This window comes from Dysgonomonas sp. Marseille-P4677 (genome assembly GCF_016652235.1).
Lineage (GTDB): Bacteria > Bacteroidota > Bacteroidia > Bacteroidales > Dysgonomonadaceae > Dysgonomonas.
In genome coordinates, this window is the sequence record NZ_JAEPKU010000101.1 from 1 (window position 1) to 15,335 (window position 15,335).

At 36.7% G+C, this 15,335-nt stretch carries 8 protein-coding genes; 2 read left to right on the top strand and 6 right to left on the bottom strand.

Annotation, left to right across the window (positions count from 1 at the left end; genetic code table 11):
• Nucleotides 1-90: 90 nt before the first annotated feature.
• Nucleotides 91-1,305: a DUF418 domain-containing protein gene (locus JGH11_RS14775; RefSeq protein WP_201113098.1), complete on the top strand. Its 1,215-nt coding sequence runs from the start codon at nucleotides 91-93 to the stop codon at nucleotides 1,303-1,305.
• A 395-nt stretch (nucleotides 1,306-1,700) separates the two neighbouring features.
• On the opposite strand, the gene JGH11_RS14780 is transcribed toward JGH11_RS14775, so the two are convergent.
• The 5 genes from JGH11_RS14780 to JGH11_RS14800 are packed head-to-tail and all read right to left on the bottom strand — an operon-like array spanning nucleotide 1,701 to nucleotide 10,329.
• Entirely contained in the window at nucleotides 1,701-3,191 is a 1,491-nt protein-coding gene (locus tag JGH11_RS14780) for a RagB/SusD family nutrient uptake outer membrane protein (RefSeq protein ID WP_201113100.1), read from the bottom strand.
• A gap of 16 nt (nucleotides 3,192-3,207) precedes the next feature.
• Complete coding sequence (locus JGH11_RS14785) at nucleotides 3,208-6,270, bottom strand: TonB-dependent receptor (protein WP_201113102.1); 3,063 nt, start codon at nucleotides 6,268-6,270, stop codon at nucleotides 3,208-3,210.
• Between the two features lie 22 nt (nucleotides 6,271-6,292).
• Nucleotides 6,293-8,014 carry a hypothetical protein gene (locus tag JGH11_RS14790; RefSeq protein WP_236264009.1) on the bottom strand — a complete coding sequence of 574 codons (1,722 nt, stop codon included), beginning with the start codon at nucleotides 8,012-8,014 and terminating at the stop codon, nucleotides 6,293-6,295.
• Nucleotides 8,015-8,018: 4 nt separating this feature from the next.
• Nucleotides 8,019-9,275 (bottom strand): MFS transporter, encoded by a 1,257-nt coding sequence (locus tag JGH11_RS14795; protein ID WP_201113106.1) that lies wholly within the window; start codon nucleotides 9,273-9,275, stop codon nucleotides 8,019-8,021.
• A gap of 10 nt (nucleotides 9,276-9,285) precedes the next feature.
• Nucleotides 9,286-10,329: a glycoside hydrolase family 130 protein gene (locus JGH11_RS14800; protein ID WP_201113108.1), complete on the bottom strand. Its 1,044-nt coding sequence runs from the start codon at nucleotides 10,327-10,329 to the stop codon at nucleotides 9,286-9,288.
• Nucleotides 10,330-10,496: 167 nt separating this feature from the next.
• On the opposite strand from JGH11_RS14800, the gene JGH11_RS14805 reads away from it, so the two are divergent.
• Nucleotides 10,497-14,462 carry a two-component regulator propeller domain-containing protein gene (locus JGH11_RS14805; protein WP_201113110.1) on the top strand — a complete coding sequence of 1,322 codons (3,966 nt, stop codon included), beginning with the start codon at nucleotides 10,497-10,499 and terminating at the stop codon, nucleotides 14,460-14,462.
• 102 nt (nucleotides 14,463-14,564) lie between these two features.
• Here JGH11_RS14805 and JGH11_RS14810 read toward each other — a convergent pair.
• The coding region (locus tag JGH11_RS14810) for an AraC family transcriptional regulator (RefSeq protein ID WP_236264010.1) at nucleotides 14,565-15,335 on the bottom strand (771 nt) is incomplete at its 5' end.

The following is a 15,335-nucleotide window of genomic DNA, read 5'->3' on the forward strand; positions in this document are numbered from 1 at the left end:
ATTGAATAGTTTTTTCCAAGAAATACAAAAGGTTTATAATAAATTTGCGCCTCAAAGAAGAATCTGTTAACATTTTAAATTCTAAGAAGAATGCACTCATCTACTACATTGACTCAACCTAATCGTATAGAAATAGCAGATGTATTACGTGGTTTTGCTGTAATGGGAATTACCCTCATTCATTTTATCGAACGGTTTAGCCTCTACAGCTTCCCTGAAGAAACCTGTAACTTTCTGGTATTTACGGATAAGATAATTTGGGACAGTATATTCTTTACCTTTTCTGGTAAAGCTTATTGTATCTTCGCTTTGCTTTTCGGTTTTAGTTTTTTCATTCAAGATAATTCACAAAAAGAAAGAGGAAAAGATTTTCGAGGTCGGTTTGCCTGGCGGTTGGTGTTACTTTTTTTTATAGCCTGTATCAATTCTACTTTATTTCCAGGCGAAATACTAGTACTCTATGCATTAATTGGTTACGTTTTGATTGCAGTTTGTCGTCTTTCGACTCGTACAATAGCGGTAATAGCGATTATTCTTTTACTACAACCTTTTGAATGGGGACAAATAGTTTATGCATTCATCAATCCCGAATATATTATTAATGCTCAGCTAGATGCACCATATTGGGAAATGGTCAATATAGCTCAGAAAGAAGGTTCTTTCCTCGAAATGTGTAAAACTGCAATATGGACGGGTAATATTGCCAATATGGGCTGGATGCTATTGCATGGAAGAGTTACTCAGACCGCAGGACTATTTATGGTAGGTATGCTAATAGGGCGTAGTAACGTTTTTCCTTATTCGGAGAAGAATATAAAACTTTGGATTAAAGTATTCATCATAGCCGTTATAGCCTTCTTTCCTATCTATGGTTTGATTCCTGTTCTTCCCGACTTTATAAATAGGGAAGCACTACTTGTACCCTCTACCCTACTCCTTAAGTCGCTCTCAAATATTGCATTTACCGGAATATTATTTGCAGGCGTAATACTTGTTTATTATCTGACAAAGCTTAGAGATATTCTTCATCAATTGGCGCCTTATGGGCGTATGAGTTTGACAAACTACCTGTCACAATCTTTAATCGGAGGATTCCTTTTTTATAATTGGGGGCTGGGTCTCTATAAATATACCGGTATTACAGCCTGCTTCTTAATGGGCATCGGAATGTTTCTTATTCAGTTCTTCTTTTGTCGTTGGTGGCTTCGTTCACATCGTCAGGGCCCATTAGAATGGCTATGGAAAAAGGCCACCTGGATTAAAATAAGAAAAGAAAGCACTATTAAATCACGTTCTCTTGCATAGAGAATTGGATTACAGTTTAAAAGAGTTGACGATATTTCCGTTTAAGCACTGATTATGTTAAAAGTTCATCTACAGAATATTGAATGTTTTCACACAAACTATAATGTATTATCAATGCGAATAAATGGTTGAGTTCACGACTCATCTATTTATATAATATATATATTGGGGGAATACAGGCTCATTTCCCCAAACTCATCCTGAGTAGAGATTATGGTATCTCCATAGTATAAATTTACATTATATCCTTTATTGGAATCGCCTACCACTTTTAGTGAAATGACATTTTTCGCCGATCCAGATAGGTACATAAGGCATACTAAGATCAAACTAATTCTATACATAGCGAATAACTTAAAAAAGGAAGGGGTATTGAATACCCCTCCCTTTATTGATTAATAGCCTGTATTTTGTGTCAGCCTACCTCCCGACTTATCTATATCTTTTTGCGGAATAGGAAATAAATAGTTACGCTCTTTAAAGCCCTGTCCATTAGCATTCAATACTTTCTCTGCTACACCCCACCGTCTGAGGTCTCTCAGACGATGTGACTCGAAGCTGAGCTCAACCCTTCTTTCGTGCATAAGCCATTCGAACGCCTGCTCTTTAGTAGCCATAGTCGATCTATCTGGCAGAGTTCCGGCAGGAGCAACTGTTTCTCCATCGAACCGCACCGTATTGCGGGCGCGTTTCCTGATATCATTTATTATCTTTATTCCTCCAGTGATATCTCCTGTTTCGATTAAAGCTTCTGCTTTCCATAAAAGTACATCAGCGTAACGAATATATATTTTATTACTTGCTGCATCTTCATTACCCTGATTTACCAGTGTAGTATCGCCTAATATCTTATATACAACCTTCTTGCCGGCATTGAAGGTAAAATCTTTACGAGGGTCGTTAGTCTCAAATTCATTTATCAGGTTTTCCGATGGAGCTACAAATCCCCATCCCAATAAGGCACACAAACCATTTCCATTTCTCGGAGTCACTTTCGACTTATGATCATAGGCAAATATTACTTCCTTATCCACAAACTCGTAATTGATGCTAAAAGAATGAAAGTAATTATCATTTAGCTCGTAATATCCCTTCGACTCGATAATACCTACCAGCTCCTTCACTTTGGCATAGTCTTTTTTATACAAAGCTACCTTCGCCTGCATAGCCAATACGGCACCCATCGACACTCTCCACGGATCAGAATTGGACGAAAATCTTGAATCCGGAATATTTTCCTCAGCGTTACTTAGATCTTCAGTAATCTGCGTCCATATTTTTTCTTTATCTATTCTCTCGGCAACCTTATATGCTTCTTCAAAGTTTTCTATAGGAGCCGTTAATAAAGGCACATCCCCAAAATTAGTAACCAAGTCGAAGTAATAGAATGCACGCAGGAAATAAGCCTCTCCTAATAATCTTTTACGTATTGCATTATCCATCCCTATAGATTGGATAATATTATCGTCATTCAGATAACTCAAGGCTAGATTTGAACGGGCAACGCCTTCATACAGATAACTCCATATTCCATTGAATGCAGCATTGGATGCTATGAATGTATAATTATGCACTTCGTCCATCCATGGCTGATCTCCATCAGATGCCCATTTCTTCAATACATCGTCAGAACCTATGTCGTATAGAACAAAATCGTTACGGGTAACGACCCCATCATCCCATCCCCATTCTCCGATGAGATTGAGTGTACTGGACAACATTTGGTAAGAAGAATTTACGGAGTATTGAACACTATTCAGCGTAGGGCTTGTATTTACAATATCCGGAGTAAGAAGTCCGATAGGATCTTTATCCATCTCGTCCATACAACCACTTAGAGAGAAGATCATAGTGGTTCCTGCTAAAACTTTATATATTGTTTTCATCGATTTATTATTTTTTTTAGAATTTAAGATTGACACCAAATAAAAAAGACCTTGCCTGTGGGTATGTTCCATAATCCATCAAATCTGTAGTTTCAGGATCTAATCCTGAATATGGTGTTACGGTAAAGATATTTTCACCAGTCACATATACCCGAATATCGGATATTTTTGATTTAGCCTTTTTTAATTGTTTTGCAAAAGAATAACCCAATTCGATATTCTTGAGTCTGAAGAAAGAAGCATCTTCTACGAAAATACTCGAATTCTTGCTACCTCCATTGTCGGTAAAACTCGGACGAGGTATCTTATTGCTTGTTCCTTCTCCATTCCAGCTATCCAGTACCGCAGTTGTGTAATTAAACGGACGAGTATCATAATCTAATATTTTTTTTAGGTCATTAAATCTTTTAACACCACTGACACCATGAAAAAACATTGATAAGTTAAAGCCTTTATATTCTCCGTTGAGTGTGAAACCATATGTAAGATTGGGTATGGGACTACCAAGAAAAGTACGGTCATTATCGTCTATAACACCATTATTATCAAGATCTCTGAAGCGAATATCACCCGGTTGTACAGAAGGGTTTGTAGTATTATGCAGATGATTTTTTATCTCATTGTCATTCTGGTAAATACCCTCCATCTCAAATCCATAATATGAATTCAATGACTGCCCTACCACTGTGCGTGTCACCTGTCCTTCGATGATAGGAAGATTAGGATGAAGCTTCGTAACTTTATTGCTCAATGTAGCCATATTTGCATTTACACTATATTTCAAATCACCTATTTCATCTCTATAAGTAAGAGCCGATTCAAAACCTTTATTTACTACTGTTCCGGCATTTACAATTGTGGGGCTTACATCTCCTACAAAAGAAGGTAAAGATATAGGCAATAGGATATCGGTGGTTGTCTTCTTAAAGTAATCGACTGATAAATACAGTTTATTACGAAGTATACCTAGATCCAGACCTATATTTGCCTGCTCAGATGTTTCCCATTTCAGATCAGGGTTTCCGTAACGAGATACAACATATTTATCTCCATCTTTTTTCAGTAGTGTAAGGAATGCATAATTATCAATCTCCTGATTTCCGAGTTGCCCCCAACTTCCTCTTAGCTTCAAGTCAGAAACCCATGACAAATTTTTCATAAATTTCTCTTCCGAAATTTTCCATCCTACAGACAATGAAGGAAAATATCCCCATCTGTTTTTCTTAGCAAACCGAGACGAAGCATCAGCACGAAAATTGGCTGTCAGCATATAGCGGTTATCATAGACATAAGTCGCCGACGCAAACATTGACATCAATGCCCATTCCGATCCTGTACCGCTATTCCATATATCAGACTCAGTTCCTCCAAAGTCTAAATACCTGAAAGTAGAATATGTGTAATCATATCTTTGTCTGGATGCGCCTATCGAGGAATCGTAATTTGAAATATATTCTGTTCCGGCAACAGCATTAATACTATGCTTATCTAAAGTCTTAATATAATTCAATGTATTATTCCACGTAATAGTTCTGTTTTCTCCTCTTTCCTCATTCAGGTTTGTGGGTCTATTTTGACGTCCCATTCCTTTATCTACATCTGAACCTCCGCCATCATCATCACCAAAGTTTATATTGAATGCTTTGTTATGATAAAGATTAAGGTCAACACCAACATTTGTTTTGAATTTCAAAGATTTATCACTAAAAAATGCATACTCTCCATAGACATTACCAAATGTAGTATATTGGGTACGTTTGTTATCTGTATATTTAGCCAATGCAATAGGATTAGACGTCCATTCATATTTATCGCTTTCCCATCCGCCATCTCTGTTATTATTTTTATAGAAAGGAAGATCGGTAAAAGGGTCGTTGGGGTTATATGTAGGATCATTAGGGTCTTTATATACACTGATTACTGGTGGACGCAGCATCGCATGACGAATAATTCCGGGAGCATCACCTTTTGAATTCAGTTTATCCTGAATAGCATAAGTCAATTGTACATTTGCTCCTACATTAAATCTTTCGGTTAGTTGCGAATTGAGGTTTACACGTAAATTATAACGGCGATATTTGTCATTATCATATACAACGATACCATCCTGACTGATGTAACCTGCCGATAATAAATACTTCGTGCTTTGATTACCTCCACTGGCTGTAGCCTGAATATTATGCATCTGTCCTGTTGTAAATAACTCTTTTATCCAGTCGGTATTGGCAATATCCGGTCGATTTCTCTCGTTTATATATGGATTTGTACCTGAATAACCTGCATTATTCCAGGATCTTTCCAATACATCGAGATATTGTTGTGTGTTTAGCATCTTTGGTGTATTTACAGCTTTGCTTAGCCCATATGTATAATTAACTTCTACATTATTCTTCCCAAGTTCTCCGGCTTTAGTAGTTATTACTATCACACCTCCTGAAGCCCTAGAACCATAAACTGCCGCTGCTGAAGCATCTTTCAATACTGTAACAGAACTAATATCAGAAGGATTGAGGAAAGTAATACTTCTGGAAGGGATACCATCAATGATATACAACGGACTATTGTTCCCTATCGTTCCTTCCCCGCGAACCAATACATTGATCTCATCGCCGGGTGCACCTGTGCTCTGAGTTATCTGCACACCCGATATCTGTCCTTGAAGAGCCTGCGATACACTTAACGTATGTCGTTTATTCACATCATCCATATTAACGGGAGCTATCGCTCCTGTTATCGATGATTTTTTCTGTGCAGCATAACCCACAACAACAACCTCTTCTAATTCATTATTACTTACCAGTTTTACATTCAGGGTTTCCATCCCTTGCACCGGAATATCCTGCGTTATATACCCTACATATGAAAATGTAAGAATTTCTTTAGTTACTGTGATCGTATAGTTCCCTTCAATATCGGAAACCGTTCCATTTGTAGTACCGGGTTCAAATATCGATACTCCGACGAGAGTTTCTCCTGTAGAAGCGTCTGTGACCACTCCGGAGATCTTTTTTGCATGTTGTGCCAGCAATGAAATACAAGCAGTAAGCAAAACGCTAAATAGAAATAATCGTTTAAACATAGTTATTAATTGATCTTTATGGTTATTTATAAGCTATTATCTGTTCATGGTTTGTTACTATCTTACCATCTTTCAAAGTAAGAGTTGTCCCTGCCGGAAGCACTACTATTACACGGGCAGCATCGGCTGGTATATTAAACATCGATTTTCCGTGTATATCCTTCGCTACATATTCTTTACTTACAATATCAAACAGATCTACATTCCCATCAGCATCGAAGTCTACTGACTTTACCTCATTATACGGATTATAATAAAGATAAACAGGATACGATCTTTCGGTATAAAAATCCGTTGCATTACAATTCAGCTGAAGAATACCCTCTACATTCGTTTCTTTTACAATGGCGCCGAATATTCCCATCGGAGAAGAGCTATAAACGCTAAACATACTTTCGGTAGGATTACCTTTTATCCATTTCGGACCATCACCTAATGCGACAGGTGTAACGCCCTTCAATGACTTTTTGCCATAATCATCGGTACGACGTAATCCTTCGTACGAAATATTATCGTTTGTTATTGCCTTCATTTCAGGAGCCCACTGATGAGCGTCATCTATTTCCATGGGAAAATAAAGACGACATGCATTTACGTTGTTCAACATCCACTTACCAATGGCACGTGCATATTGAGGCTGGTATTTCACCATTGGCACAAATGGCCATGCTGGTTTAATACTATTCATCAAAAATCCGTAACCACCTCCATCTAGAATACTTCCCTGAAGTCCGTTTACTTCATAGTCACCCCATTTACCGACAATAATACCCCACCCATGGCGTGCCTTAGGATCCTTACATCCATCGAAGGTCCAGTCCAGAAGCTTCTGTACATCGTAGTTTGTAGCCTGTGTTGCATTCAGATATGCAGCCGTATATACACCTAGTGGCAACAATATTTCATAAAAACGGCTTTCCTTCTGAGATAAAAGAGCCTCCAATGCGCTTTTTGCATGTTTCAGATAACGAGGATCACCAAATTTATGGTATGCACACAGAAGTACATAAGCATGCCCGCCGGCAGCATCTTGCTGAAGTGGAATCTGGTTAACCATACCTTTCATTTGGGCATAGTCGAAGTAAGAATAATCATAATTCCCGTTTAATACAGAATCGGCCTTTACGAATTGTTCAGCAACAGTGTACAGAATCTCATCAGCCCCTTCCACTCCGGGAAACACATCACAAACTGCATAATAAAGTGCATTAGGAAATACATCATACCACCAGTCTCTGCCATATCCACCTCCTAGCAAAGCCACACTGGGATGAGTATTGTTCATTACTATATTCCAGCCATTTTCGGTATTGAAATAATTCTGAACCATTTTCACGTAGTTATAACCGTCTTGATTGGTTTTATCTATGCCGACAAGTCCGGCTCCAAGAAGTGCTGCTAAGGAATTCAGACTCTCGTGAAATTCCCCATTATTTACATTCTTACCTTGACGGATATCTTTTACTGCCGTATATAAACCAAAGGTGGTCTGGTCTATATTCCGTCTTGTATCATCGAGCCATATCATAGGCCCTACTTCACTTTTGTTATTCCAGTCGAATACGAAACTATCAAACGCCCTAGCCTTTGCTTCCCAGTCCAATATCTTGATTGTACTCGGCACATTAGGCATAGAATCTACTCTAGCAATAGCAACCTGTTCTATATTAGATCCTAAGTCAGTTGTACCTTTAGTACATGATATGGCTAATAAAATAACTGAACAAACCAGTAAGCTTTTCATTTTATTAATTTTCATTTACAGTATTAGTTGATTGGTTTATGATATTTTTAGCTAAAGGATAAGCACAGAGTTGTAATGTTCCTACCATAATCAGCGCATATTTCAAAGCAAAATCTTCCGATACAAAATAGGCCAAAACAATGAAAAGTATAAGTCCGGAAGCACGCCCTAAGAACAAGCCGAATTCATGACTGAGGATATAAGTGTACTCGTTTCGCTTTTCTATTTTCGAGACTGTATCTATTGTTTGCATCATGATAGGAAAATACGCCAAATCGAACAAGGGTTGGAAGATAACCTTACAAAGGACAAAAATAATAACTCCTATAGCCGAAAACAAAATGCCGTTAAATAAGGTTCCTACAAAGAAAACAATCAGGCCGGCAACAAATATCTTAGTCCTGTCTTTAGGTTTGGCTATTCGTCCCAATACATATACCAGTATAGCTGTCAAAGCTCCGCTGATACCTTGTATAAGCCCTAGCGCACCTTCATCTCCTACAAGTTTCAATACTAAAATAGCCGGTGCTGTTACCAAAAAACCTTGTACCATTCCTTTCAGAGAAGAAAGTAATAACATCTTCCGCCAAAGAGTACAGAACCTGAAATATAGGAAATCCTTCTCCACCGGGTTCTTAAACTGTCCTTGCCATAATACTACACAAGCTATTAGCGTAAGAATAAAAACGGCACAAGTGACTATCTGATATGCCAGATTGATATTTATAAGATAACCAAATACTTCTTTCCCATCTATCTGACTGATGAATGCACCAATAGCAAGAGGTATTGTTATGGAGGCTATTGAAAAGAAAAATGATTCAAGACCAAAAAAGTAGTTGCGATTATTATCTGTCGTGTTATGCAATGTGAGAAGATACCTATTAGTCCAGAAGAACCCTGCTGCAGCACCCATTACAAAGCCGGCAGCTCCTAATTCAATAAAGCCAAGTGATTTAATAGACATCATTGCAAACATAGATAAGCCACTGACTAAGATTCCTCCTGCATACAAATATTTTACATTTATTCTCCGGAGCAGAAATCCATTGACCAACGATGTAGCAACAATGCCTATATACATAAACAACTGATAGAATGCTACTGAAATAGGATCGCTTGTGTTACGCATGATATAAGCTCCGACAAAAATCTCGACAACCGGAAGCACCAGAGCATAGATCATGTTCGTTTTGAGTAAGGTTCTCATATTTGAGTCTTGCTCCTTAAAAAATAAATATTCTTTCTTCAGTTTATTCATTATCTACTACTTATTTCAGTGTGTTTAGTATTTCCTTTATAGAGAACTCGGCACCACATATCACTTCATCGCTGGCTCCATAATACATTTTCACAGAATCTCCATCAACCAAATGACCATTTGTAAATACTACATTTCCAAAGAATCCAGTTTTTTCATAGTCAGCTATCGGTTCCATTATCGGCTCTTCACTACGGGCCAGAACCTTCGCCGGATTATTAAGATCAAGCAGTAGAGCTCCTAGACAATAACGATGATTGTAATCAGCACCATGATATATTTCGAGCCAGCCTTCGTCGGTTTTTATCGGGGCAGCTCCGGCACCTACACGTGCACAATCCCACATACCGCTGCGAGTGGTGGCTATACACTTATGCCCCCCCCAATGTAACGAGTCGGGAGATTGAGCTATCCAAATGTAATTTCCTCCCAGTTCAGGACTACTCGGACGATGCAAGGAAAAATATTTACCATTTATTTTTTCTTCGAATATTGCGCAATCTTTATTGTGAGGAGGGAAAATCATTCCATGACGTGTATAGTTCTTCCAATCATAGGTATGTATAAGCCCTACCCCCACAGCTACAGAGGAAACTTCAGTAAAGGTCAGAAGAAAGCCATCGTCAGTTGTGGCTACCCGACAATCCTCGATGCCAAACGACTCAAGTTCCCCCTCTCCAAAGATAGGTGGATAATCAACTTCCTCTTTGAAATGAATGCCATCTTCACTCGAAACCAGACGAAGATATGACATTGTTGTCAGATAATTCTGTCCTTCATATCCAATGACGCGCGGGTCTGAAGCATCCAGTTTAGGGTCATTTTCATTGAAGGAGAGCACCTCTATTTTGCCCTCTTTATTATATACAGGGAAACTTATTTTGCCTTCTTTCTGTGTAGGGCGTTCTGCGACACGAAGCAAAAGCCATATTTTTCCATTATATCTGAAGACCCCTGGATTAAGAAGACAAGTTATTTCCATTCCGTCGATTCCCGGTTTTAGATCTGATGGTCGTAATAAAGGGTTTTGTTGAAATCTCTTTGCGATATCCATAGTAAAAATTGTTTTATCGTTTATATCAAGTGAAACTGTTATACGCTGCAACAAAACTATACGCCTAGAGTAGCAATAAGGTATACTATATTCTCAAAATAGTATACACCTGCTGTACAACATATTTTTGAGGAAAAAGAATAAACTCCCAGTTATATCTTTGTACCATGAATTCTCAATACACACAATATATACTTTTCTTTTTTCTAATTCTGACAACGAACTCACATGCACAAATGATGGTGAATCGATTGTCTAATACCGATGGTCTGTCCAATAATTCTATTAATTGTATTTTTGAAGATTCAAAACATGAATTATGGATAGGTACTTGGGACGGGCTCAATATATATAATGGGCGTGATTTCAAATCATTCCGTTATAATAAAAAAAACAAAAACTCTATAAGCAATAATGTTATACGCCAGATTGTAGAAGATAATCAAGGTCGGATATGGATTGCTACCGATTTTGGAATCAACGTATGGAATCGAGATACAGGACAATTCACCCGGTATTTTTATGGAACGGGCTATATTATTCCTAAACAAGAAAAGTCATTCTTGCTGGCAGAAAACTCAAATGAAAATATCATTTGTTATGTACGTGAAGAAGGCTTTTTCTATTCAGATCGCAATCTGAATTTTAAATCGTTTGTTATAAATGGGGTAAAAGGTGATGTAAAAAAAATAGCCATGGATGATGAAAGTAATCTGTATATACTAAATACAGAAGGCGTCCTTTACAGGGTGAAACTATCCATCGAGAATAATACAATAACACTTAAGAACCTGACTATAACTGAGCAAAACATTCCAGTTTCAGATATATTCTACTCTGGTGGCAAATTGATTTTAAATTATGGAAAATACCTTAAGTTATTAGATAAAAATAATTCATATCCTTCTACAATAGATATAAATCAACAAAAGAATATTTCTCAGATTTTATTTCACAACGGGCATCTATACATTGGATTCTACGAAGGTGGATATTACGAATATGACTTAAAAGAACAGGTATTTGTAAAGATTACAGATATACCTGATAAAATTTCAATTTTTTCCGCTTACATAAGTAGCCAGAATATATTATGGATTGGTACCGATGGACAGGGCATAATAGAGGTATACAAACATACCTCTCCATTTAAAACCATTAAGACCGATTATCCTGTAAGAAGCTTTTGCGAAGATCGTACGAATAGGAATATCCTTATCGGCACTAAAGGCGACGGAATAAAGCTAATGAGTAAAGAAACCGGAACATTAACAAACTTTTTGAACGAAAGTAATGGCCTATCATCCAATTCTGTATATGCTATAGAAAAAAACGAGCAAAAAGATATATTCATTGGCACCGATGGACAAGGCATAAATATTTTATATGCGGATAATAATTATGTCAGTAAACTATCTCTTCCGCCTAATAGCCCTACCTTCAGGGCTGTATACAGCATCTGTTTTACAAACAATGACTCGGTCTTATGGCTTGGCACATCCGGATATGGGCTTATAAAGATCGATCTGAAGAAAGATAACCATATCTATAAAGTTGACCATATAGAACAGTATATGTCTTCATCTAATCCAATATCGTTGAACAATAATATAATATATTCGCTGATACCCGATCCTGATAGTGATTATTTGTGGGTCGGTACCCGTGGCGGTGGGGTTAATAGGTTTAATATCCAAACCAAAATATTCGAACGTATTGAAGAAATTTCTAAAGACATCGTCGTATCCAATAATGATATCCTATCATTACTTATCGACCAGAAAAAAAGTCTCTGGATAGGAACGAGTTATGGATTAAATAAAATATCATTGGCCAATCGATTGTCTAATGTACTGGAATATACAGACAATGAAGGCATAGCAAACAATACTATACACGGAATTTTAGAAGGAAACGGAAACAGTATATGGATAAGTACTAATGGGGGTATTACTCACCTTGACCCAGAACGAAATATCATTGAGAATTACACAGTAAAGGATGGATTACAAAACAATGAATTTGCAGATGGAGCTTATTTTAAAGATAGCAATAACACTCTTTATTTTGGAGGAGCCAGCGGACTCAGTTACTTCAATCCTGATGATATCCACCTGCGAGATTTTGAACCGTCCTTAACCCTGAGTTCACTGAAGATATATAATATTCAGCAAAATATAAATGAACGAATCAAGAATAATAAATTAAAATTAGCAAACAGCGAATCTCAGGTTACATTTACATTTATCGCTCACGATTTTATCAACAATGAAAACTGCGAGTATGTATACCGCTTACTCAATCTTTCCGACAAATGGATACACAACGGAAACAATCCCAATATCGTTTTCACACAACTACCTCCCGGAAAATACAGTTTGGAGGTGAAATGTACTAACGGAGACAGGGTATGGGGTAATAATGTCTACACTGTTGGTATAGACGTAGCCTTCCCGTGGTGGTTAAGCCAATGGGCTTTTATTATTTACTTTATTATTACTGTTGTTATTATTTATATTACTCAATCTGTTATACGAAACAGAATACGTCTGAACAGACAGATATTGTTGGAACACATTGAAAAACAACATCAACAAAAAATACACGAGTCCAGGCTTAACTTTTTCACCAATGTGGCACACGAATTCTTTACCCCGTTAACTCTTATATATGGACCGGCGCAATACCTGTTAGAAAAATCAGGATTAGATAATGCGACCAAACACTATATACAGATCATCAAAAATAATGCCGACAGGATGCAAAAGCTAATAAATGAGTTGATGGAATTTCGGAAGCTCGAATCGGGTCATACTCCACTAACCCCCGAAGTTGTAGATGTGAAAATGATGATAGACTATATATCGGATAATTATACTGAAATTACACATGAGAATCGGATCAATTTTAAAATTGAACTAGAAAACATTTCAACTATAATAACCGACCGTAATTCGCTGGAGAAAATCTTATTCAATCTTATCTCCAATGCATTTAAATACACACCTGCAGGTGGCTCTATTTTTATCCGGATACGGCAAGAAAACGATACGCTGTATTTCCTCATTAAAAATACAGGCAAAGGTTTAACCGCGAAGCAAATGTCTCAGGTGTTCAGTAAATTTAAGATATTTGATGATTCACAACTCCAGAATTCAACTAGTACAGGGATCGGTTTAAGCCTGACCAAAAGCCTGGTAGAACTATTAGGTGGTGATATTCAGATTTCAAGTATTTTAGGCGAACATGTATCATTCTCTGTCGAAATCCCATCAATGAAAGACAAGGGAAAGGCAAATCCTTTTTTTGTCGAAGAGTCTGAAACTACACCTTTAGTAGACAACTTTATTGAAAATAATAAAGAAAAAGAAACGCTCATACTTATCGTAGAAGACGAACGGAATATCAGGGAATTACTCCGCGACATCCTAAAACCATACTATAAAGTTGAAGTTGCCAAAGATGGAGAGGAAGCACTTCATTGTATAGACCTGAATATACCAGATATTATTATTAGTGATGTGTTAATGCCAAAACTGGATGGTATCAGTCTAATAAAAAACATAAGGGATGATCAGCGCACCAAACATATACCTATAATCAGTATTTCGGCCAAAACATCGGTAGAAGACCATATTAATGCATATGAACATGGTGCAGACTTATATATTACCAAGCCATTTCATCCCCAACATGTCTTGACGGCTATCGAGAATTTGCTCGGAAGAAAAATGATTATGAAAGAATATTTCAACTCCAATCGTTCTTCAATGATCATTAGAGATGGTATCGAACTCCACCTCGAAGACGAAAGGTTTCTACAAGAGATTATTTCATATATAGAAAAAAATATTGAGGACGAATCTCTAAATCCGAATTCAATATCCGATTTTATAGGAATCAGCAAAGCTACTCTATACCGAAAATTGAAAGATCTAACAGGTAATACACCTAGTGAATATGTAAGAAGGATAAGGTTGGAACATTCCGCAAAACTCCTTGTATCGACCAAATTAACCGTAGCCGAAACGATGTTTCGTTCAGGCTTTGCCAATAAATCATATTTCTACCGGGAATTTGCCAAACAATATGGAATGTCACCAACCGATTACAGAAAATCAAAAACTTCTTAATATTTTGATGAATTAATATATATGGCTTTCACGTAAACACCACCTCTTCTTATGCTTGATTATCGAATAATTACATACAATAAATATAGCAACGACATTTAATTACTTACTAATCTTTTTATATTCGACTAAAGTATGACCTGTAACTTTTTCAAATTGGTCATAGAAAGATGTCCTTGATTTATATCCACACAAAAAGCAAAGTTCTGTAACTGAGATTTGTTTTTCTTTATTTTCTAGTAATTTACAAGCAAACTCAATCCGTTTTTTATTTAAATAAGCATTGAAATTAGTATTTAGAGCGATATTAAAAGTTTGTGAAAGATAATAACTGGGAATCCCTGTCATCAACGATAGCTTTTGCATATTGAAATCAACATCAAGATAATGTTCTTTATTATCTTTAAAGAAGTTAGATACTATTTGTTCGTTTTCTTTTATCTTCCGAGTATTTAGTAATGATTTCTGATATTTTCGTGTTGTTGGTTTCGAATAAAGTTCTTGCTCATAGTAATCCACTTTATTAGCCTCCAACTTTTCATTTTTTCGGGGTATAACTTTAGGTATATTGTATAGTGTTTCAAAACTTTTAAGCCGTTCTTCACCTTGAGCCTCTAATTTTTCTTTGTATATGCTGAAGAGATAAAAATATAGTACGACTATAGTAATAAGTTCAATGACTTTGAAAAGATAAAATATCAGATTAAAGAATGTTCCTAGAAAAATCGTTATGCCGACAGATATACCTATTAATATAATAATTACTATTGGAAGCATTATTATATAAGCAACTCCCTGTATTTTACGATTGACTAACTTATTTTTATGAATTTTAAGCGAAAGAACAATCAAATATATTAAACTCAATAATAC